The 21,045-nt window shown below is 71.8% G+C and carries 17 protein-coding genes and 1 rRNA gene; 16 read left to right on the forward strand and 2 right to left on the reverse strand.

Annotated elements, in window-relative coordinates:
* Nucleotides 1–39 precede the first annotated feature (39 nt).
* Together glmU and A4A78_RS12725 are read left to right on the forward strand one after the other, a co-directional pair.
* Nucleotides 40–1,548 carry a bifunctional UDP-N-acetylglucosamine diphosphorylase/glucosamine-1-phosphate N-acetyltransferase GlmU gene (gene glmU, locus A4A78_RS12720; RefSeq protein WP_062949737.1) on the forward strand — a complete coding sequence of 503 codons (1,509 nt, stop codon included), beginning with the start codon at nt 40–42 and terminating at the stop codon, nt 1,546–1,548.
* Nucleotides 1,545–2,525 carry a ribose-phosphate diphosphokinase gene (locus A4A78_RS12725; RefSeq protein WP_010551089.1) on the forward strand — a complete coding sequence of 327 codons (981 nt, stop codon included), beginning with the start codon at nt 1,545–1,547 and terminating at the stop codon, nt 2,523–2,525. The genes glmU and A4A78_RS12725 overlap by 4 nt, the downstream gene beginning before the upstream one ends.
* Nucleotides 2,526–2,670: 145 nt before the next feature.
* Here the strand turns inward: A4A78_RS12725 and A4A78_RS12730 are convergent, their stop codons facing one another.
* The gene (locus tag A4A78_RS12730; RefSeq protein ID WP_082835318.1) at nt 2,671–3,237 is read right to left on the reverse strand and encodes a hypothetical protein; all 567 of its coding nucleotides are present in this window, start codon (nt 3,235–3,237) and stop codon (nt 2,671–2,673) included.
* A gap of 402 nt (nt 3,238–3,639) precedes the next feature.
* Between A4A78_RS12730 and A4A78_RS12735 the strand changes: the two genes are divergently transcribed.
* The 12 genes from A4A78_RS12735 to A4A78_RS12790 all read left to right on the forward strand — a co-directional run bounded on the left by A4A78_RS12735 (nt 3,640) and on the right by A4A78_RS12790 (nt 17,785).
* Nucleotides 3,640–4,296 carry a 50S ribosomal protein L25/general stress protein Ctc gene (locus A4A78_RS12735; RefSeq protein WP_062949739.1) on the forward strand — a complete coding sequence of 219 codons (657 nt, stop codon included), beginning with the start codon at nt 3,640–3,642 and terminating at the stop codon, nt 4,294–4,296.
* A gap of 157 nt (nt 4,297–4,453) precedes the next feature.
* Nucleotides 4,454–5,068 (forward strand): aminoacyl-tRNA hydrolase, encoded by a 615-nt coding sequence (gene pth, locus A4A78_RS12740; protein WP_062949742.1) that lies wholly within the window; start codon nt 4,454–4,456, stop codon nt 5,066–5,068.
* On the forward strand, nt 5,065–8,745 hold the full coding sequence (mfd, locus tag A4A78_RS12745) for a transcription-repair coupling factor (protein ID WP_231881038.1): 3,681 nt from the start codon (nt 5,065–5,067) through the stop codon (nt 8,743–8,745). The genes pth and mfd overlap by 4 nt, the downstream gene beginning before the upstream one ends.
* A gap of 10 nt (nt 8,746–8,755) precedes the next feature.
* Nucleotides 8,756–9,544: a MazG nucleotide pyrophosphohydrolase domain-containing protein gene (locus tag A4A78_RS12750; protein WP_062949744.1), complete on the forward strand. Its 789-nt coding sequence runs from the start codon at nt 8,756–8,758 to the stop codon at nt 9,542–9,544.
* A gap of 147 nt (nt 9,545–9,691) precedes the next feature.
* Nucleotides 9,692–10,975 (forward strand): phosphopyruvate hydratase, encoded by a 1,284-nt coding sequence (gene eno, locus A4A78_RS12755; protein ID WP_062949746.1) that lies wholly within the window; start codon nt 9,692–9,694, stop codon nt 10,973–10,975.
* Nucleotides 10,976–11,043: 68 nt separating this feature from the next.
* The gene (locus tag A4A78_RS12760) at nt 11,044–11,760 is read left to right on the forward strand and encodes a septum formation initiator family protein (protein ID WP_062949748.1); all 717 of its coding nucleotides are present in this window, start codon (nt 11,044–11,046) and stop codon (nt 11,758–11,760) included.
* Nucleotides 11,757–12,335 carry a DUF501 domain-containing protein gene (locus A4A78_RS12765; protein WP_062949750.1) on the forward strand — a complete coding sequence of 193 codons (579 nt, stop codon included), beginning with the start codon at nt 11,757–11,759 and terminating at the stop codon, nt 12,333–12,335. Before A4A78_RS12760 ends, A4A78_RS12765 begins: the two co-directional genes overlap by 4 nt.
* The gene (locus A4A78_RS12770; RefSeq protein ID WP_062949752.1) at nt 12,332–13,285 is read left to right on the forward strand and encodes an exopolyphosphatase; all 954 of its coding nucleotides are present in this window, start codon (nt 12,332–12,334) and stop codon (nt 13,283–13,285) included. The genes A4A78_RS12765 and A4A78_RS12770 overlap by 4 nt, the downstream gene beginning before the upstream one ends.
* A gap of 78 nt (nt 13,286–13,363) precedes the next feature.
* Entirely contained in the window at nt 13,364–14,737 is a 1,374-nt protein-coding gene (locus A4A78_RS12775; RefSeq protein WP_062949754.1) for an NAD(P)/FAD-dependent oxidoreductase, read from the forward strand.
* A 203-nt stretch (nt 14,738–14,940) separates the two neighbouring features.
* Nucleotides 14,941–15,738, forward strand: coding sequence for a glucosamine-6-phosphate deaminase (nagB, locus tag A4A78_RS12780; RefSeq protein ID WP_062949756.1), 798 nt, complete (start codon nt 14,941–14,943; stop codon nt 15,736–15,738).
* 80 nt (nt 15,739–15,818) lie between these two features.
* The gene (locus A4A78_RS12785; protein ID WP_010551101.1) at nt 15,819–17,339 is read left to right on the forward strand and encodes an NCS2 family permease; all 1,521 of its coding nucleotides are present in this window, start codon (nt 15,819–15,821) and stop codon (nt 17,337–17,339) included.
* On the forward strand, nt 17,336–17,785 hold the full coding sequence (locus A4A78_RS12790; protein WP_062949758.1) for a MarR family winged helix-turn-helix transcriptional regulator: 450 nt from the start codon (nt 17,336–17,338) through the stop codon (nt 17,783–17,785). The genes A4A78_RS12785 and A4A78_RS12790 overlap by 4 nt, the downstream gene beginning before the upstream one ends.
* A 305-nt stretch (nt 17,786–18,090) precedes the next feature.
* Here the strand turns inward: A4A78_RS12790 and serC are convergent, their stop codons facing one another.
* Nucleotides 18,091–19,260, reverse strand: coding sequence for a phosphoserine transaminase (gene serC, locus A4A78_RS12795; protein WP_062949760.1), 1,170 nt, complete (start codon nt 19,258–19,260; stop codon nt 18,091–18,093).
* A 159-nt stretch (nt 19,261–19,419) separates the two neighbouring features.
* Between serC and A4A78_RS12800 the strand changes: the two genes are divergently transcribed.
* Together A4A78_RS12800 and A4A78_RS12805 are read left to right on the forward strand one after the other, a co-directional pair.
* Nucleotides 19,420–20,118, forward strand: a complete 699-nt coding sequence (locus A4A78_RS12800) for a demethylmenaquinone methyltransferase (RefSeq protein WP_062949762.1) — start codon at nt 19,420–19,422, stop codon at nt 20,116–20,118.
* Nucleotides 20,119–20,605: 487 nt separating this feature from the next.
* Nucleotides 20,606–21,045, forward strand: a 16S ribosomal RNA gene (locus A4A78_RS12805); the annotation flags it as partial.

Raw genomic sequence — 21,045 nt, forward strand, 5'->3', positions numbered from 1 at the left:
ACCCGTCGATCCCACCCTCGATCTCTAGGAGCTGCCGACGTGGCCACTGCCGAGACCACTGCACCCGTCGCCGTCATCGTCCTGGCCGCCGGCGCCGGGACCCGCATGAAGTCCCGCACCCCCAAGGTGCTCCACGAGATCGGCGGTCGCTCGCTCCTCGTGCACGCGCTCACCGCCGCCGAGGGCACCGGCCCCGGCGAGCTCGTCGTCGTGCTGCGCCACGAGCGCGAGCGCGTCGCCGAGCACCTCGCCGAGCACGCCTCCGAGGTGCGGGTCGCCGACCAGGACGAGATCCCCGGCACCGGCCGCGCAGTCCAATGCGGCCTCGAGCAGGTCACCGCGGCCGAGGGCACCGTGCTGGTCACCTACGGCGACGTGCCGCTGCTGGACCCCGCGACGCTGCGCGAGCTGGTCGCCGCCCACGAGGCCGAGGGCGCCGCCGTCACCGTGCTCAGCGCCCGCGTCCCCGACCCCGCCGGCTACGGCCGGATCCTCCGCAGCGAGGACGGCTCCGAGGTGCTCGGCATCGTCGAGCACAAGGACGCGACCGACGCGCAGCGCACGATCGACGAGATCAACTCCGGCATCTACGCGTTCGACCTCGCCGTGCTGCGCGACGCGCTCGGCCGCATCACGACCGACAACGCCCAGGGCGAGATGTACCTCACCGACGTCCTCTCGATCGCGCGGGCCGACGGCCGCTCCGTGCGGGCCGTGGTCACCGAGGACGTGATGATGGTCGAGGGCGTCAACGACCGCGTTCAGCTCGCCCAGCTCGGCGCCGAGATGAACCGCCGCATCCTCGAGCGCCACATGCGCGCCGGCGTCACGATCGTCGACCCCGCCACCACCTGGATCGACGCCGACGTCACCATCAGTCAGGACGCGACGATCCTCCCCGGCGTCCAGCTGCACGGCGCCAGCGACATCGGCGCCGAGGCCGTGATCGGCCCGGACACCACCCTGCGCGACACCGAGGTCGGCGCAGGCGCCGAGGTGGTCCGCTCCCATGCGCTGCTCGCCGTGATCGGCGAGGGCGCGACCGTCGGCCCCTTCTCCTACCTGCGCGCCGGCACGGACCTCGGCGCGAAGGGCAAGATCGGCGGCTTCGTCGAGACGAAGAACGCGGTGATCGGCGAGGGCGCGAAGGTGCCCCACCTCAGCTACGTCGGCGACGCCGTGATCGGCGAGGGCACCAACATCGGCGCCGGCACGATCGTGGCGAACTACGACGGGGTGAACAAGCACCGCACCACGGTCGGCCGCCACGTGCGCGTGGGCTCGGACAACGTGCTCGTCGCCCCGGTCACGATCGGCGATGGCGCTGCGACGGGCGCCGGCACCACCGTGCGCAAGGACGTCCCCGCCGGAGCGCTGGGCGTGAACGCTGTCTCGCAGCGGAACATGGAAGGATGGACCCTGCGACGCCGTGCGGGGACCCCGGCCGAGAGCGCGGCCCGGGCCGCCTTCGACGCCGAGCAGGGGTCCGCGGCACAGACGCCCGCAGGAACTGCCGCCGAGGAGCACAAGGAGCACGAGCAGCGATGAGCGGAATCGTCACCACCGGGGAGAAGCGACTGGTCCTCGCCTCAGGACGGGCCCACCCGGTGCTCGCCCAGGAGGTCGCCGAGGAGCTCGGCGTCGAGGTCCTCCCCATGGACGCCTGGGACTTCGCCAACGGGGAGATCTACGTGCGCTACGGCGAGTCCGTGCGCGGCACCGACGTCTTCGTGCTCCAGTCCCACCCCGCTCCCATCAACACCTGGGTGATGGAGCACCTCATCATGATCGACGCGCTCAAGCGCGCCTCCGCCAAGCGCATCACCGCCATCGCGCCGAGCTTCCCCTACGCCCGCCAGGACAAGAAGCACCGCGGCCGCGAGCCGATCTCCGCCCGCCTCATGGCGGACCTCTACGAGACCGCCGGCGTGGACCGCATGATCTCCGTGGACCTCCACGCCCCGCAGGTGCAGGGCTACTTCAACCGGCCGCTGGACCACCTGATGGCTCTGCCGATCCTCGCCGACTACGTGCAGAGGAAGTACGGCGAGGAGGACATCGCCGTGGTCTCCCCGGACGCCGGCCGGATCCGCGTCGCGGAGCAGTGGTCCAAGCGGCTCGGCGGCGTGAACCTCGCCTTCATCCACAAGACCCGCGACACGACGCGCCCCAACCAGGCCGTCGCCAAGCGCGTGATCGGCGACGTCACGGGCAAGACCTGCATCCTCGTCGACGACATGATCGACACCGCCGGCACCATCGTCCAGGCCTCCGACGCGCTGATCGCCAACGGCGCCGCCTCCGTCGTCATCGCCACCACCCACCCGATCCTCTCGGACCCGGCGACCGAGCGGCTGAAGAACTCCCAGGTGCGCGAGGTCGTGTGCACCAACACCCTCCCGGTCCCGCCGGAGAAGCAGTTCGACCGCCTCACCCAGCTCTCCATCGCGCCGCTGCTGGCGCGGGCGATCCGCGCCGTGTTCGACGACGGCTCGGTGACGAGCCTCTTCGACGGCGAGGTCTGAGCCGGCGAGGTCCGGGTCGGCGCGGTCCGGGGCGGCGGCTCCTGCGGTCGCGGCGCCCTGCGATCCGCGCGGCCGACGGGGAAGCGGCCCCGTTCCTTCCGGGGAACGGGGCCGCTTCGTCGTGCGGTGGGGTGGGGCCTGGGACTCAGATCAGGAACCGGTTGCCCTTGACGAGCCGGCTCCACTGCCTGCCGAGGCCGATGTGGTCACCGGCGGCCAGGCCCGCCATCGCGAGGACGGCGACCGCGAGCAGCAGGTGGGTGTCGTAGAGCGGGTTGGTCGACATCGGGAACGCGGCGAGGTACATGAGCGTGTACATCGCGGCGGCCGAGACGGCGGCGACGCGGGTGCCGATGCCGAGCATGAACGCCAGGCCCACGCCGAGCAGGCCGAGCATGAACAGCACGTCCGTGAGCGGGTTGATCGAGAGGAAGACGCTCCACACGTCCGCGAAGGGGTTGCCGCCTTCGATCGAGCCGCCGAGGAAGCCGGCGGTGGGGGAGCCGCCGTTCAGCCAGGCGCCCTCGGGCGGGGTCGCGAAGCCGAGGCCGAAGGTCTTGTCCAGGAAGGCCCACAGGAAGGTGAAGCCGACCATCAGGCGCGTCACGCCCAGGAGCGTGTAGCCCCAGCCGGCCTTCCGCGTGGCGGTGACCTCGGAGGCGGCGGGGCGGGCGGGAGTCGCAGCGGCGGGGGTTGCGGCGGTGGCGCTCACGGGAGGGGCCTTTCGGTGTCGACCCGGTCGATGATCGGATCTCGGGGTGTCTGTCTGACAAGAACAACGGTAGGCCCGATCGACGGGTCCACGCGGGGACCAAGGTCACTGATTTCTGCTCCTGACCTGCAGGGACGTTGGTCCCGGGGTGTTGGGCGAGAGGGTAGGGTGAGAGGAGGAGTGAGAGGGCGGGAGGCGCTGCGCCATGCGGCGCCGCTCACCTCCGAGCCTCCATCGGGCGACGTGTGGAGGCCTGCGTGGTATTGTCTGCGCGTCACTTCGGCGAGGGAGGGGTCCTGTCCCCTCCGTGATCGACGCGGTGCGGATCTCCGGGAGGAGTGCCCTCCCTGTGCCCCGTGGCGTCGCTCATCGTCGAGCCCCGCATCCACGAGGAGCACCACCATGGCTGAGAAGCTGAACGTCGAACTGCGCGAGGACTTCGGCAAGGGCGCTGCCCGCCGTCTGCGCGCCGAGAGCCGCGTCCCCGCCGTCCTGTACGGCCACGGCGAGGCGCCGCTGCACCTGTCGCTGCCCGGTCACGAGACCGCGCTCGCGGCCCGCAACCCCAACGCCCTCCTCGAGCTGCAGCTCGCCGACGGCACCTCCCACCTGGCCCTGATCAAGGAGATCCAGCGCCACCCGCTCAAGCGCACGCTGAACCACCTCGACCTGATCATCGTCAGGAAGGGCGAGAAGGTCGAGGTCGACATCCCCGTCGTCCTGGACGGCGAGGCCGTGTCCCCCGCGATCGCGATGGTCGACCTGCAGTCGCTGACCCTCTCGGTCGACGCGCTCAAGGTCCCCGAGCAGATCGAGATCGACGTCGAGGGCAAGGAGGAGGGCTACCAGCTCTTCGCCGGCGACGTCGTCCTCCCGGGCGATGCAGAGCTCGTCACCGACGCCGAGATCCTCGTGGTCTCCGTGATGGTGCCGCGCGTGGACGAGGCCGACCTCGAGACTCCGGGTGAGGACGAGGATGCCGAGGCAGCCGAGGGCGCTGAGGGCGAGTCCGCCGAGGGCGAGGACGCCGAGTCCTCCGAGGGCTCCGAGGAGGAGTGACCCCTCCGGGACGGGGAGCGCGGGCAGGACGCCCGTCGGCTCCCCGTCCCGCTCCGTTGCTCACACACCGCCTGCCGGGGCGTCGCGCATCGCGCGGCGCCCCGGTACGGTGTCCGGGGTCGTGCGCCGCCGCGCACGGGTGAGAACGAGGAGCATCATGACCGTGAGCGAGCGCCGCCCCGGGCCGTACCTGGTGGTGGGCCTGGGCAACCCCGGCCCGAAGTACGCCGCGACCAGGCACAACATCGGCCAGATGGTCCTGGACCACATCGCCGACGCCGCTGGCGGGCGATTCGCCGCCGCCAAGCGGGCGCAGGCCGTGGTGCTGGAGGGCCGTCTCGGCGCTCCCGGCGCCGGCGAGCGGGTGATTCTCGCGAAGACCACTACCTACATGAACGTCTCCGGCGGTCCGGTGAAGGCGCTGGCCGCCTACTACGGCATCGACCCCGAGCAGGTCGTCGTCGTCCACGACGAGGTCGACATCCCCTTCGACGCGGTGCGCCTGAAGCGCGGGGGCGGCGAGGGCGGCCACAACGGCCTGCGTGACATCTCCAAGGCGCTGGGCACTAAGGACTACCTGCGCGTCCGCGTCGGGGTGGGCCGGCCCCCGGGCAGCCGCGACACCGCCGACCACGTGCTCGCCCCCTTCACCTCCACCGAGCGCCGCACGCTTGAGCTGCTGATCTCGGACGCCGCCGACGCCGTCGAGGCCGTCGTCCTCGAGGGCCTCACCGCCGCCCAGCAGCGCTTCCACTCCCGGGAGGGCCGATGACCGCACCGACCGACGCCGCACGCACCGACCGGGCCGCCGACCCAGGCCCCGATGCCGTGAGCGCTGAGCGGTCCGCTCCGCCGCTCGCCCCGCTGCTCGCGCGCCTCGCCGAGGGCGCCGACCTCACCGCGATCCGCGAGCTCGTCGAGTCCGCCGGCGCGGACGAGGACCGTGGCCCGGGCGGGGACATCGTCGCCGCGACCGCGCTGTTCCCCTTCGTCGTCGCCGATCTCGCGCGACGCGCGAGCGCCGAGTCGCCGCTGGTCGTGGTCACCTCCACCACCCGCGCCGCCGAGGACCTCCGCGCGGCGCTGAGCGCCCTCGTCGGCACCGCGCACGTCGCCGAGCTGCCCGCCTGGGAGACCCTGCCCCATGAGCGGCTCTCCCCGCGCGCCGACACCGTCGCGAAGCGCCTGAAGACCCTGCGCCGCATCGCCCATCCGGAGACCGAGGACCCGGTGCACGTGCTGCTGATGCCCGTGCGCTCCCTCCTCCAGCCGATCGCGACCGGCCTCGGCGAGCTCCGTCCGGTCCGGGCACAGGTGGGGGAGGAGCACCCCCTCGAGGACCTCGAGCAGGAGCTCGTCGACGCCGCCTACGTGCGCGTGGACATGGTCGAGAAGCGCGGCGAGTTCGCGGTGCGCGGCGGGATCCTGGACGTCTTCCCGCCCACCGAGCCGCATCCCGTGCGCGTGGACCTCTTCGGGGACGAGATCGACGACGTGCGGTACTTCGCCGTCGCCGACCAGCGCTCGCTCGATGCCGTCCCGCACGGGCTCGACGCCCCGCCCTGCCGGGAGATCCTGCTGACCCCCACGGTGCGCGAGCGCGCCCGCGCCCGCGCCGAGGAGCTGCCCGGCGCGCGCGACCTGCTGCTGCGCATCGCCGACGGCATCGCCGCCGACGGCATGGAGTCCCTCAGCCCCGTCCTCGTGGACGGCATGGAGCAGGTCGCCGACGTGCTCCCCGCCGGCGCCCGCTTCCTCGTCGTCGACCCGGAGAAGGCCCGCGCCCGCTCCGAGGAGCTCGTCGCCACGACCGACGAGTTCCTCGCCGCGGCCTGGTCCAGCGCCGCCGCCGGCGGCGGACTCCCGATCGACGTGGGGGCGGCGAGCTTCGTGCCCCTGTCCGAGGCGAAGGGCCACGCCCGCGAGGGCGGCCGCGCCTGGTTCACCCTGGCCGCCTTCGGCCTCGACGCCGACCTCGATCTGACCACCTCCGGCACGTCCACCCACCCCGGCTACTCCGGCAAGCCCGCCGACGCCGCGAAGGACCTCGAGCGCCGCCGCGCCGACGGCTGGTCCGTCCTCGCGACCATGGCCGGCCCGGGCGGGGCCCGCCACGCGGCCGAGAACCTCCGCGGCGAGGGCATGGCGGCCGTCTTCGCCGAGCGGCTCGAGGGACCCGTCGAGCCCGGCGAGGCCGTCGTCACCGTCGGCCCCTTCGCCGAAGGGCTCGTCGCCGAGGACCTGAAGCTGGCCCTCGCCTCCGAGCGCGACCTCACCGGCAAGTCCGGGGCGCGCCGCGGCGAGGAGCGGAGGATGCCCTCCCGCCGCCGCAACGTCGTCGACCCGCTCCAGCTGCGGCCCGGCGACCACGTCGTCCACGCCCACCACGGCGTGGGCCGCTTCGTGGAGATGACCAGCCGCACCGTCGGCACCGGCGCGAAGCGCACCACCCGCGAGTACCTCGTCATCGAGTACGCGGCCTCGAAGAAGGGCCAGCCCGGCGACCGGCTCTACGTCCCCTCCGACCAGCTCGACCAGGTCACCAAGTACGTCGGCGGCGAGGAGCCGTCCGTCAACCGCATGGGCGGCGCCGACTGGGCGAAGACCAAGTCGAAGGCCCGCAAGGCGATCCGCGAGATCGCCGACGAGCTGGTGCGCCTGTACTCCGCCCGGCAGTCCGCGCCCGGCCACGCCTTCGGCCCCGACACCCCCTGGCAGCGGGAGCTCGAGGACTCCTTCGAGTTCGTCGAGACCCCGGACCAGCTCTCCACCATCGAGGACGTCAAGAAGGACATGGAGAAGCCGGTCCCGATGGACCGCCTGATCCTCGGCGACGTCGGCTACGGGAAGACGGAGATCGCGGTGCGCGCCGCATTCAAGGCCGTCCAGGACGGCAAGCAGGTCGCCGTGCTCGCCCCGACGACACTGCTGGCCCAGCAGCATCTCGACACCTTCTCCGAGCGGTACACGGGCTTCCCCGTGACCGTGAAGGGGCTCAGCCGCTTCCAGTCCGCCGCCGACTCCGAGGCGACGGTCGAGGGTCTGCGCGAGGGGAGCGTCGACGTCGTGATCGGCACCCACCGCCTGCTCACCGGCAACGTGCGCTTCAAGGACCTGGGGCTGCTGATCATCGACGAGGAGCAGCGCTTCGGCGTCGAGCACAAGGAGACGCTCAAGGCGCTGCGCACGAACGTGGATGTGCTGTCCATGTCGGCGACCCCCATCCCGCGCACGCTCGAGATGGCCGTGACCGGCATCCGGGAGATGTCCATCCTCGCGACCCCGCCCGAGGAGCGCCATCCGGTGCTGACCTACGTCGGCGCCGACGAGGATCGCCAGATCGCCGCCGCGGTCCGGCGCGAGCTGCTGCGCGAGGGGCAGGTGTTCTACATCCACAACCGGGTCGAGGACATCGACCGCGTCGCCGCGCACCTGCGCGAGCTGGTGCCCGACGCCCGCGTCGCCGTCGCCCACGGCAAGATGAACGAGCACCAGCTCGAGCGGGTGATCGTCGACTTCTGGGAGCGGGACTTCGACGTGCTCGTGTGCACCACGATCGTCGAGACGGGCCTCGACATCGCCAACGCCAACACCCTGATCGTCGAGAACGCGGACCGCTTCGGGCTCTCGCAGCTGCACCAGCTGCGCGGCCGCGTGGGCCGTTCGAGCGAGCGCGCCTACGCCTACTTCCTCTACAACGCCGGCAAGCCGCTCACCGAGACCGCCCACGACCGCCTCACCACCCTCGCCACCAACACCGACCTCGGCGCAGGCATGCAGGTGGCGATGAAGGACCTCGAGATCCGCGGCGCCGGCAACCTGCTCGGCGGCGAGCAGTCCGGGCACATCGCCGGCGTGGGCTTCGACCTCTACGTGCGCATGGTCGGGGAGGCCGTCGCGGCCTTCCGCGGCGAGGCGAGCGCGCCGGAGAAGGAGATCCGGGTCGAGCTGCCGCTGGACGCGCACGTCCCGCACGACTACATCGGCTCCGAGCGACTGCGGCTCGAGGCCTACGCGAAGCTCTCCGCGGTGCGCGAGGTCTCCGAGATCGAGCAGGTCCGTGCCGAGCTCGCGGACCGCTACGGCCCGCTGCCCGCGCCGGTGGAGGTGCTGCTGGACGTGGCCCGCTTCCGGATCGACGCCCGCGCCGCCGGGGTGGACGAGGTCCAGGCCCAGGGCAAGATGATCCGCTTCGCCCATCTCGAGCCCGCCGACTCCGTCGCGATGCGGATGAAGCGCCTGTACCCGGGCACGCTGCTCAAGCCCGCCCTGCGCCAGGTGCTCGTGCCCCGCCCGATGACCTCCCGCTTCGGCGGCACCGAGCTGCGCGACCACGCGCTGCTCGAGTGGGCGCGCGAGGTGCTGCGCGTGCTCGTGCCCTCCGCGGCGGAGCAGATCTCCGCGCCCGTCGTGCAGGCGGAGGCGGGATCGGGCCCGGCGAGGAAGTAGCCTCGCCACCGTGAGCACCGCGCAGCGCCCCGACCCGACCGATCCCGCACCGCGCGGTAGCGCCCTGCTGCGGGCCGTGGAGGTGATGGAGGCGCTGCGGGCGCCGAGCGGCGACGCCTGGACCCACCGGCAGACCCACGCCTCGCTCGCCCGCTACCTCCTCGAGGAGACCCATGAGGTGCTCGAGGTGATCGACGACCCCGCCGGCCACGGCCCCGGGGCGCTGCCCGACGAGCTCGGCGACCTGCTCTTCCAGATCCTCTTCCACGCGCGCGTGGGCCAGGAGGAGGAGCCGGCCTGGGACGTGGACGACGTGGCCCGCTCCTTCGTCGCGAAGATGGAGCGGCGCAACCCGCACGTCTTCGGCGACGCGCCCGAGCAGGCGCTCGAGGACCCCGCCGACGTCGAGCAGATCATCGCGCAGTGGCACGCCGTCAAGGCGCAGGAGAAGCAGCAGGTCCAGGAGGCCCAGCAGGACCTGCAGGAGCAGGGGAGCTCCGGGACGGCTCCGACGCGCCCCCGCGGCTGGGCCGAGGGAATCCCCGCCGAGCTGCCCGCCCTGCAGACCGCGGCGAAGATCGTCCACCGCGCCCGATCGGCCGGCGGGCTCGAGCAGCTCCTCGCGGCGGCCGACGCCGCGGCCTCGGCCGAGGACGCCGACGACTGGGGCGGCGACCTCGGCCGGGCGCTGCTCGACCTGGTCGTGGCCGCCGAGGGCCGCGACGACGATCCCGAGACCGCGCTGCGCGCCCTGCTCGCGAGGACCGTCCGCGAGCTCGAGCAGGGCACCGCCTCCTGACCGGCGCGCTCATCCTCCGTCAGCCCCCTCCGGCCGCAACCGCGGGCACGGGGGCGCGTGGCGGGCGCCGCTCGGCCTAGACTGTCGGGCGGACGGTCAGCGCCGACCGGACGATTCGAACTTCATCACCGAAGGAAGGAACAGCCCATGGCAGCCCTGATCGAAGCACTCCTCGCCCGAGAGATCCTCGACTCCCGCGGCAACCCCACCGTCGAGGTCGAGATCCTGCTCGACGACGGCACGTTCGAGCGCGCGGCGGTCCCCTCCGGCGCCTCCACCGGCCAGTTCGAGGCCGTCGAGCGCCGTGACGGCGACAAGGACCGCTACCTCGGCAAGGGCACGCTCGACGCCGTCAACGCCGTGATCACCGAGATCCTGCCGGCGATCCACGGCATGGACGTCCAGGAGCAGCGCGCGATCGATCAGGCGATGCTCGATCTGGACGGCACCAAGAACAAGGGCACCCTCGGCGCGAACGCCATCCTCGGCGTCTCCCTCGCCGTGGCGCGCGCCGCCGCGGCCTCCGCGGGCGTGCCGCTGTACCAGTACGTCGGCGGCCCGAACGCGCACATCCTGCCCGTCCCGATGATGAACATCCTCAACGGCGGATCCCACGCGGACTCCAACGTCGACATCCAGGAGTTCATGATCGCGCCGATCGGCGCGGAGACCTTCTCCGAGGCCATGCGCGTCGGCGCCGAGGTCTACCACGCGCTGAAGGCCGTGCTCAAGGAGCGGGGCCTGGCGACCGGTCTCGGCGACGAGGGCGGCTTCGCCCCGAACCTCGACTCCAACCGCGCCGCGCTCGACCTGATCGTCGAGGCCATCGGCAGGGCCGGCTTCGAGGCCGGCAAGGACGTCGCTCTCGCGCTCGACGTCGCGGCCTCCGAGTTCTTCGAGGACGGCGCCTACACCTTCGAGGGCGCGAAGAAGACCTCCGCCGAGATGGTGGACTACTACGCCGAGCTCGTCGACGCCTACCCGCTGGTCTCCATCGAGGACCCGCTGGACGAGGAGGACTGGGACGGCTGGAAGGCCATCACCGAGCGCCTCGGCACCAAGACGCAGCTCGTGGGCGACGACCTCTTCGTCACCAACCCCGAGCGCCTCGGCCGCGGCATCGACGAGGGCGCCGGCAACGCGCTGCTGGTCAAGGTCAACCAGATCGGCTCGCTCTCCGAGACCCTCGACGCCGTCGACCTCGCGCACCGCGCGGGCTTCAAGGCCATGATGTCCCACCGCTCCGGCGAGACCGAGGACACCACCATCGCCGACCTGTCCGTGGCGACCAACTGCGGCCAGATCAAGTCGGGCGCCCCCGCCCGCGGCGAGCGCGTGGCCAAGTACAACCAGCTGCTCCGCATCGAGGAGGAGCTCGGCGAGGCCGCCCGCTACGCCGGCGCCTCCGCCTTCCCGCGCTACACGGCGTGATCGCCGCCGCCCGGACGCACCGCGTTTCCCGCGCGGCGCGTCCAGGCGGAGGCCGTATCCTCTAGCGCATGAGCAGCAGACGACCGGGCGCCCCGCGATCGACGAGGCGCCCGGTCGCCGCGTCCGGGGCCCGTCGCACCGGTGCGCGCTCGACCTCGCGCCCGTCGGCCGCCCCCGGCCGCGGCGGCGCCGCCCGCCCCGGCGGGACCAGGCAACCCGCCTCCGCCGGCACCGGCGGCGACCGCAGCCGGGGACCGGCCGCCGCCTCCCGCCCCACCACCTCCCCCTCCCGCGCCGACGGCCCGGACGGGCCCGGCATCACGATCACGCGCCGCACCCTCGTGCTGGTCGCGCTCGTGGTGGTGGCGCTGGCGGCCCTCGTGCCGACGGTGAACTCCTACGTCGCCCAGCGCCAGAAGCTGTCCGACCTGCAGGGCCAGGTGGCCCAGCAGGAGGCGGAGGTCGAGGACCTGCGCGAGCAGGTCGCGCAGTGGGAGGACCCCACCTACGTGGCCGCCCGCGCTCGCGAGCGCCTCCTGTTCGCGATGCCGGGGGAGACCCAGTACCGCCTCACCGACACCTCCGGCCAGGACGTCCCCCTCACCGAGGCGCAGCAGGCCGAGGAGGCCGCGAAGGAGGGCGAGTGGTACTCGACCCTCTGGGAGAGCGTCGAGGGCTCGAGCCGCCTGACCCCCGAGGACATCCCCGACGAGACCGGCTCGACCGACGAGGACGTCCCGGCCGAGGACCCCGCCGACACCACCGATCAGGACGACGACCAGTGACCTCACTCGCCCCTCTTCCCCACGAGACGCCCGCCTCGCCGCGCGACCTCGAGATCATGCGCCTCCAGCTCGGCCGCGACATGCGCGGTGTCGTCTCGATCGCCAGGCGCTGCGGCTGCGGGCGCCCCGCCGTGGTGCGCACCGCGCCGCGCCTCGAGGACGGCACCCCGTTCCCGACCTCGCTGTACCTCACCCTTCCCTGGCTCACCCTCGAGCTCTCCCGGCTCGAGGCGACCGGGCTGATGGCCGAGCTCACCGAGCGCCTCGAGAGCGACGAGCAGCTCGCCGCCCCGTACCGGGCGGCGCACGAGCGCTATCTGGCGCGCCGTGCCGAGATCGGCGAGGCGGAGGAGGTCGCGCACGTCAGCGCCGGCGGGATGCCCACGCGCGTCAAGTGCCTGCACGCCCTCGCGGGCCAGTCCCTCGCCGAGGGACCGGGCGTCAACCCGGTCGGCGACGAGGTGCTCGCGATGATCGACGGCGCGGCGCCCGAGCTCGTCTGCCGCTGCCAGGACGAGGAATCCACGTCCGACCCGGACGAGCACCGCACCGACGAGGGCGAGGAGGGACGATGAGCGCGCCCGTCGCCGCGATCGACTGCGGCACCAACTCGATCCGCCTGCTGATCGCCCGGCGCGACGAGGCCACCGGGCGCCTCGTCGACCTCGAGCGGCACCTGGAGATGGTCCGCCTCGGGCTCGGCGTGGACCGCACCGGACGCTTCGACCCCGTCGCCGTCGAGCGCACGCTGGACGCCGCCCGCCGCTACCAGGCGCTGGTGGAGCACCACGGCGTGCGCCGCGAGGACGTCCGCTTCGTGGCCACCTCCGCGACCCGCGACGCCTCCAACCGCGAGGACTTCATCTCCGGCATCCGCGCGATCCTCGGCATCGACCCCGAGGTCATCTCCGGCCAGGAGGAGGCGGAGCTCTCCTACCGCGGCGCGGTCAGCACCGTCGAGGGCCTGCCCGCAGGGCCCGCGCTCGTGGTCGACATCGGCGGCGGCTCCACCGAGCTGGTGCTCGGCACCACCGCCCCCACCCACCGCATCAGCCTGGACATGGGCTCGGTCCGCCTCACCGAGCGCCACCTGCGCTCCGACCCGCCCGCCGACGCCGAGATCGCCGCCGCCGCGGCGGACATCGACGCCCTGCTGGACGAGGCCGCGGCGGCGATCCCGCTCGAGCAGGTCGCCTCGCTCGTCGGAGTCGCCGGGACGGTGACCACGGTCACCGCGGTCGCCACCGGGATCCGGGACTATCGTCCCGATGTCACCCACGGCGCCGCCCTCCCCGTCGACGAGGTCCGCGCGCTGTGCGAGTCGCTGCTGCGGGAGACCCGCGAGGAACGGGCGCGCCACCAGGTGATCCACCCCGGGCGCATCGACGTCATCGGCGCGGGCGCGCTGATCTGGTCGCGCATCGTCGAGCGCGTCGCCGCCGCCTCCGGCATCACCGAGACCCGCACGAGCGAGCACGACATCCTCGACGGGATGGCGCTGGATCTGCTGGACCACGTGCCCTGAGACCCTCCGCGCGTCGGGCGGTGACCACCTGACGAGGTGCTTTTGTCTCAGCGACCATACGGTCCTAGGCTGGGGTCCATGACCAACACCTTCGGCGGCAAGCCCCATGTCCTCATCCTCGGCGGCGGTTCCGTCGGCATGACCACCGCGTCCGAGCTGCGCAAGACGCTCGGAGCGGAGGTCGCGATCACCGTCGTCGACCCGCGTCCGTACATGACCTACGCGCCCTTCCTCCCCGAGGTCGGCGCCGGCAGCATCGATCCCCGCAACGTGCTCGCGCCGCTGCGCAAGATCCTCACCGGCACCAAGGTCGTCACCGGCTCCGTCGCGGCGATCCGCAGCGCCGAGCACACCGTGGTGGTGGACACCGAGGAGGGCGAGCAGCTCGAGATCTCCTACGACTACCTCGTCGTGGGCCTCGGCGCCGTCCCGCGTCTGCTCCCGATCCCCGGCCTCGCCGAGAACGCGATCGGCTTCAAGCAGGTCGAGGAGGCCGCGGCCGTCCGTGACCGCATCCTCGCCAACCTCGCCGAGGCGGCGACCACGAAGGACCCCAAGCTCCGCAAGCGCCTGCTCACCTTCACCTTCATCGGCGGCGGCTTCGCCGGCGGCGAGGCCGTGTCCGAGGCCGAGGACATGGTGCGCGACGCCCTGCGCTACTACCCCGACCTCCACGCCTCCGACATCCGCTTCGTGCTCGTCGACGGCGCCCCCTTCATCTTCCCGGAGCTCACCGAGGACCAGCGCGCCTACGTGCTGAACCAGCTGCGCGAGCGCGGCATCGAGGTCAAGCTCGAGACCTTCCTGAACTCCGCCGAGAACGGCGTGATCAAGACCAGCGACGGCGACGAGTTCGAGACCGACCTGCTCGTGTGGAACGCGGGCGTGAAGCCCAACCCGGTGCTCTTCGACGAGGAGACCTCCGATCTCCCGATCGTCACCGAGCGCGGCCCGCTCATGGGCAAGGTCCAGGTCCTGCCCGACCTGCGCGTCAACGGCGAGGACGGCCCCTTCGACGACGTCTTCGCCGCCGGCGACTGCGCCGCCGTGCCGGACCTCGCCTCGGGCGAGGGCAAGTTCTGCCCGCCCAACGCCCAGCACGCGGTGCGCCAGGCCAAGCGCCTGGCCGACAACATCGCGCGCTCCGTCCAGGGCCGCCCGCTGGTGGACTACTACCACAAGAACCTCGGCGTCTTCGCGACCCTCGGCATGTACAAGGGCGTCGGCCGCCTGATGCTCGGCGAGAAGGAGCTGGACATCCGCGGCCTGCCGGCCTGGGCGATGGCCCGCTCGTACCACCTGTACGCGATGCCGACCATCGGCCGGAAGGTCTCCGTGGCCGCAGGCTGGGTGGGCAACCTCGTCTCCCGCCGCGACATCATCGGCATCCCGCAGGCGGAGACCCCGCGCGCCGCCTTCGAGCTCGCCGCGAGCTCCGGCAAGAAGAAGTGAGCCGCGCGGGACGCCGCTGAGCGTCCCCCGACACGACGCCGTCGCCCCTCAGGGGGCGGCGGCGTCGTCGCGTACGGAACCTCCGTGGGTTCGGAACCTCCGTGAGCGAGTATCCTCGGATGGTCACGCAAACGAGCACGTTCGCGCACGCGGCAGCGGCGCGGCGCAGAGCATCCGGCGCACGGCCGGAGAGGGGCAGGACCATGCAGATCCACATCGTGGAGGACGCGGCGGCCGGAGGCGTCGTGGTCGCCGACGAGATCCAGCGCGTCCTCGAGCGCGCGGGCGACCGGGGCCCGGTGCTGGGCCTGGCGACCGGCTCCTCGCCGCTGCCCGCCTACCAGGAGCTGATCCGCCGCCACCGCGAGGAGGGGCTCTCCTTCGCCGACGCGCGCGCCTTCCTCCTCGACGAGTACGTGGGCCTGCCCGACGAGCACGAGCAGAGCTACCACCGCTTCATCCGCGAGAACCTCGTCTCCCACATCGACCTGCCGGAGGAGAAGGTCTTCTCCCCGGACGGCACCGCCGAGGACCCCCACGCCGAGGCCGTGGCCTATGACGGACGCATCCGGGACGCCGGGGGCGTGGACGTGCAGGTCCTCGGCATCGGCTCCAACGGCCACATCGCCTTCAACGAGCCCGGCAGCTCCCTCGGCTCCCGCACCCGCGTGGTGGGCCTGACCCGCTCGACCATCGCCGACAACTCGCGCTACTTCGCCAGCCGCGAGGACGTCCCGATCCAGGCCCTCAGCCAGGGGCTCGGGACCATCCTCGAGGCGCGGCGGATCGTGCTGGTCGCCTCCGGGGAGAACAAGGCCGCGGCCATCGCCCAGCTCGTCGAGGGCGGGATCAGCGCGCGCTGGCCCGCGACCGTGCTGCAGATGCACCCCGAGGTCGTCGTCGTCGCCGACGAGGCCGCCGCCTCCCGCCTCGAGCTGCACGAGGACTACCGCCACGAGCGCCGCCTCGAGGAGGCCGAGCGCGCCGCGCGCTCCCACTGAGACCGATACCACCGGGTCCCGGCCGGGACCACCCTCCCCGGCAGGGACCCGGTGGGCGCAGGGCCGATACGATCGCCCTCATGCAGCAGGCCGATCCCTCCCCCTCCTCCTCCCGCACAGCCCCCGACGCCGCGACCACGACCCCCGAGGCGCCGCGCGGCGCCCTGGACCGCTGGTTCCACATCACCGCACGCGGATCGACGATCCCCCGGGAGATCCGCGGCGGCATCGTCACCTTCTTCTCGATGTGCTACATCGTGGTGCTGAACCCCCTGATCATCGGCACGGTCCCGGACTCGACCGGGATGTACCTCGGCGGCGGCACCGAGCCGAACCTCCCCGCCGTCGCCGCCGGCACCGCGCTCATCGCAGGACTGCTGAGCATCTTCATGGGGGCGTGGGCGAAGTTCCCGCTGGCGCTGGCCGCCGGGCTCGGGCTGAACGCCTATCTCGCCTACTCCGTCGTCCCGCTGCCGGGCATGACCTGGGGCGGCGCCATGGGCCTCGTCGTCATCGAGGGCGTGGTCATCCTGCTGCTGGTGCTCAGCGGCTTCCGCAAGGCCGTCTTCGACGCCGTCCCGGCCTTCCTCAAGACCGCGATCGCCGTCGGCATCGGGCTGTTCATCGCCTTCCTGGGCCTGTACAACGCGAAGTTCGTGACGACCGCGAACGGCACCCCGGTCCAGCTCGGCAACGACGGGTCCCTCACCGGCTGGCCCACCTTCGTGTTCGTCGCCGGACTGCTGCTCATGTTCGTGCTGTGGGTGCGCAAGGTCCCCGGCGCGATCCTCATCGCCATCGTCACCGCGACCGCGCTGTCGATCGTGATCGAGCGCGTGCTCCACCTGGGCGCCTTCGCCCCGGCCGGCGCCGACGGCCCCGGCAATCCGGGCGGGTGGGCGATGAACGTCCCGGCCGTCTCCGAGTTCCCGGTCCAGCTGCCCGACTTCTCCACGCTGCTGACCGTCGACCCGATCAGCGGGATCACCGCCGCGGGAGCGGTCGGTGCGAGCGTCATCGTCTTCTCGCTGCTGCTGGCCGACTTCTTCGACACCATGGGCACCATGGTCGGGGTCGCCGCGGGGGCGGACCTCGTCGACGAGCAGGGCGACATCCCGCACTCCCAGCGGATCCTCGTGGTCGACTCCGCGGCGGCGATCGCCGGCGGCATGGGCGGCGTCTCCTCGAACACGAGCTTCGTCGAGTCCACCTCCGGCGTCGCCGAGGGCGCGCGCACTGGGCTGTCCGCGGTGGTCGTCGGCGTGCTGTTCCTGCTCTCGACCTTCCTCTCGCCGCTCGTGGGGATGGTGCCCTACGAGGCGGCGACCCCGGCGCTGGTGATGGTCGGCTTCCTGATGATGACCCAGATCACCGACATCGACTTCACCGACGTCGAGATCGCGATCCCCGCCTTCCTCACGATCATCCTGATGCCCTTCGCGTACTCGATCACCGTGGGTATGGGCGCCGGCTTCATCATGTACGTGCTGCTGAAGCTGGTGCGGGGCAAGGCACGCTCGATCCACTGGCTGATGTACGTGATCGCCCTGATGTTCGTCGCGTACTTCCTGCGCGGCGCGGTCGAGGGCCTGCTGCTGTGACCGATCCCGGGGCGGAGACCGAGATCGCGGAGCTCGCCGCCGAGCTGCAGCGCCTGCTGCTGGTCTCCTCGCGGATCCTGCGCTCGCACACCGCCTCGCACGCGGTCTCCGCCTCGCAGTTCTCGGTGCTCGCGCACCTGGACCGGGCGGGGGAGTCCACCCCGGGGGCGCTGGCCGACTTCGAGCACGTGAGCCCTCCGGTGATGACCCGCGTGCTCGGCCGCCTCGAGGAGGCGGGGCTCGTCCGCCGATCCGCCCACCCCGAGGACGGTCGGCAGGTGAGGGTGACCCTCACCGAACGGGGCAGGGACCTGGTGCGGGCCGGCCGCGCGGAGCGGGACGCCTGGCTGCGCTCCCGTCTCGACGGGATCAGCGCCGCGGAGCGGGAGAGCCTGCGCGAGGCGACCGCCCTGCTGCGGTGCACGCTGGTCCCGCCGCGGGACTGACGGGGCGCGGAGGGACGCAGAGACGGTGGCGCCGGGATGCCCTCGCGGGCGAGCGGGGCGCCGCCCCGGGATCACGGCGACGCAGAAGCAAGGCGACGCAGAAGCGCGGCACCGCCCCCGCCCGCACCGCGAAGAGCCTCGCCGCGGCCCCGCATCGACTCCCCGTTCGCACGTGCCGCACGCATGAAGGGCCCCGTCCGAGGACGGGGCCCTTCATGCGTGCGGGACGCGTGATCCCCGCGGGAGGGCGGGCGGGCCGACGCGCAGCGGTCAGCGCGCGGGAGCCGCCCGGCCCGGCGAGGTGCTTACGAGACGGCGTCGGCCGAGCGGTCGAGCACGTGGTCCAGGACCGCGATCAGCGCGGCGACGTCCTGCTCGTCCACGGCCGGGAAGGTCGCGATGCGCAGCTGATTGCGTCCGAGCTTGCGGTAGGGCTCGATGTCGACGATCCCGTGGGCCCGCAGCACGGAGGTGATGGCCGTGGCGTCGATCGAGTCGTCGACGTCGAGGGTGGTCACGACCTGCGAGCGCGCCGCCGGGTCCGTCACGAAGGGGGTGATCTCCTCGCGCCGCTCGGCCCAGGCCTGGAGCATGCCGCTGGTGGTGCGGGTGCGGGAGTCGGCCCAGGCGAGACCGCCCTGGGCGAGCATCCACTCGATCTGCTCGGCCATCAGCACCAGGGTCGCCACCGCCGGGGTGTTGAGCGTCTGGTCCTTGCGCGAGTTGTCGATCGCGGCGGTGAGGGAGAGGAAGGACGGGATCCAGCGGTCCTCCGCCGCGCCGAGCCGCTCCGCGCGCTCGATCGCGGCGGGGGAGAGGAGCGCGAGCCACAGCCCCCCGTCGGAGGCGAAGGCCTTCTGCGGGGCGAAGTAGTACGCGTCCGTCGCCGAGACGTCTACTTTCGCGGCGCCGGCCACCGAGGTCGCATCCACGAGCACGAGCTGGTCCTCGTGCGCGCCGTCTGGACGGGCGACCGGGACCATCACGCCGGTCGAGGTCTCGTTGTGCGGCCAGGCATAGGCGTCCACGTCCTCGGAGAAGCGCGGGGAAGGGCAGCTCCCCGGCTCGGCGCGGATGACCTCGGGCTCCGCGAGATGCGGTGCGCCGGCGGACTCCGCGGCGAACTTCTGCGAGAACTCGCCGAGCACGAGGTGCTGGGAGCGCTTCTCGATCAGTCCGTAGGCGGCCACGTCCCAGAACGCGGTGGAGCCTCCGTTGCCGAGCACCACCTCGTACCCCTCGGGGAGGGAGAAGAGCTCGGCCAGGCCCTGACGGACCCGAGCGACGACCTGCTTGACGGGGGCCTGACGGTGGGAGGTGCCCATCACCGTGCGGGACACCGAGGAGAGAGCCTCCATCTGCGCATCGCGCACCCGGGAGGGACCGGAGCCGAAGCGTCCGTCGGAGGGCAGGAGCTCCGAGGGGATGGTCAGGGCGCGCAGGGCGTCGGTGCGAGCGGTGCTGGCAGCGGTCATTCGAGCTCTCCTCACGAGGACGGTCCGGGCCGTCCGGTGACGAGGCGGCCCGGAGGCATTCTTCCAGGGACGGGCCTCGACGCCTCGGTCGGTCCGGGGAGCGTCGGGAGTGCGGGCCGGCTGGCGCTCCCGGGGCACGGTCCGTGCGAGGATCAGGGCATGAGCCGTGCCGATCTCGAGAAGAAGCCGTACGACGTCGCGACGATGTTCGACGGCATCGCCCGCCGCTACGACCTGATGAACGACGTCGCCGCGATGGGGCAGGTCGGGATGTGGCGAGAGAAGATGGTCGAGTCCCTCGACATCGCTGCGGGGGACCAGGTCCTGGACCTCGCCGCCGGCACCGGCACCTCGAGCGCCGCCATCTCCCGCGCAGGTGCGCAGGTGGTCGCCGCCGACTTCTCGCTCGGGATGATGACCGAGGGCCGACGACGCGGTGCGCCGGTCCCGTTCGTGGGCGCCGACGCCCAGCACCTCCCCTTCGCGGACGACTCCTTCGAGGCCGCGGTGATCTCCTTCGGCCTGCGCAACGTCCACGAGCCGCGTCTGGCGCTCGCGGAGATGTCCCGGGTGGTGCGCCCGGGAGGTCGCGTCGTGGTCTGCGAGTTCTCGACCCCGACGTGGCGTCCCTTCCGGACGGTCTACGAGAACTACCTGCTGCGTGCGCTGCCGGCCGTGGCACGACGCGTCGCCACGAGCGCTGACGCCTACGACTATCTCGCCGAGTCGATCCTCGACTGGCCGGACCAGGAGGCGCTGCGGGGTTGGTTCGCCCAGGTCGGCCTCGAGCAGGTGCGGTACCGGAACCTCAGCGGGGGAATCGTGGCCCTGCACCGTGGAGTGGTGCCCGCTCGCTGAGCCCCTTCGATCCTTGCTCTGACCTGCACGGTCGGGCGGAACGAGGATCGGCGTCGGGGCCGATGAGCGCCTCGACGGCGAGCGATGTGGTCGAGGCCACCTCGAAAAGGGCCGTTCTGGCTTGACGGGGTCTCGGAACCCCCGTAATGTTCTTCCTCGTGCCCAGGAGATCGGGACAGCGGATCGGCCCATGGTCGAGAGGTTGGAACTGGTCCTGACCTGGGGCGGAAGGTTCTCGGAAGAGGATCGCGGCGCGGATCACACCGCAGCGATTTGACTCGGAGGAGCGGAAGTCCTAAGTTAGACGGGTTGCCTCAGGGCGAAGAGCTTGAAAAGGTTCGGAACACTGAGTGCGCGTGTTGCTTGATATCTCAATAGCGTGTCTGTTTATCGATGCCATTATTTTGAATGGCAGATTGTAACGGATGATACAGCAGTTAATGCTGGTTGTTTGTTTATTTTGTCAGGTTTATAGTTTTTCATGATTTTCATGGAGAGTTTGATCCTGGCTCAGGACGAACGCTGGCGGCGTGCTTAACACATGCAAGTCGAACGATGACGGTGGTGCTTGCACCGCCTGATTAGTGGCGAACGGGTGAGTAACACGTGAGTAACCTGCCCTCCACTTCGGGATAACCTCGGGAAATCGTGGCTAATACCGGATACGAGCACTCATCGCATGGTGAGTGCTGGAAAGATTTATCGGTGGGGGATGGACTCGCGGCCTATCAGTTTGTTGGTGAGGTGATGGCTCACCAAGACGATGACGGGTAGCCGGCCTGAGAGGGCGACCGGCCACACTGGGACTGAGACACGGCCCAGACTCCTACGGGAGGCAGCAGTGGGGAATATTGCACAATGGGCGAAAGCCTGATGCAGCGACGCCGCGTGGGGGATGACGGCCTTCGGGTTGTAAACCCCTTTCAG

This window comes from Brachybacterium sp. sponge, from assembly GCF_001613775.1.
Taxonomy (GTDB): domain Bacteria; phylum Actinomycetota; class Actinomycetes; order Actinomycetales; family Dermabacteraceae; genus Brachybacterium; species Brachybacterium conglomeratum.

What these genes read in the sequence shown, in the direction of transcription:
- A4A78_RS12725 (WP_010551089.1), top strand. Translation starts at nt 1,545, where the DNA reads ATGAGCGGAATCGTCACCACCGGGGAGAAGCGACTGGTCCTCGCCTCA.
- A4A78_RS12735 (WP_062949739.1), top strand. Translation starts at nt 3,640, where the DNA reads ATGGCTGAGAAGCTGAACGTCGAACTGCGCGAGGACTTCGGCAAGGGC.
- pth (WP_062949742.1), top strand. Translation starts at nt 4,454, where the DNA reads ATGACCGTGAGCGAGCGCCGCCCCGGGCCGTACCTGGTGGTGGGCCTG.
- mfd (WP_231881038.1), top strand. Translation starts at nt 5,065, where the DNA reads ATGACCGCACCGACCGACGCCGCACGCACCGACCGGGCCGCCGACCCA.
- eno (WP_062949746.1), top strand. Translation starts at nt 9,692, where the DNA reads ATGGCAGCCCTGATCGAAGCACTCCTCGCCCGAGAGATCCTCGACTCC.
- A4A78_RS12760 (WP_062949748.1), top strand. Translation starts at nt 11,044, where the DNA reads ATGAGCAGCAGACGACCGGGCGCCCCGCGATCGACGAGGCGCCCGGTC.
- A4A78_RS12770 (WP_062949752.1), top strand. Translation starts at nt 12,332, where the DNA reads ATGAGCGCGCCCGTCGCCGCGATCGACTGCGGCACCAACTCGATCCGC.
- A4A78_RS12775 (WP_062949754.1), top strand. Translation starts at nt 13,364, where the DNA reads ATGACCAACACCTTCGGCGGCAAGCCCCATGTCCTCATCCTCGGCGGC.
- nagB (WP_062949756.1), top strand. Translation starts at nt 14,941, where the DNA reads ATGCAGATCCACATCGTGGAGGACGCGGCGGCCGGAGGCGTCGTGGTC.
- A4A78_RS12785 (WP_010551101.1), top strand. Translation starts at nt 15,819, where the DNA reads ATGCAGCAGGCCGATCCCTCCCCCTCCTCCTCCCGCACAGCCCCCGAC.
- serC (WP_062949760.1), bottom strand. Translation starts at nt 19,260, where the DNA reads ATGACCGCTGCCAGCACCGCTCGCACCGACGCCCTGCGCGCCCTGACC.
- A4A78_RS12800 (WP_062949762.1), top strand. Translation starts at nt 19,420, where the DNA reads ATGAGCCGTGCCGATCTCGAGAAGAAGCCGTACGACGTCGCGACGATG.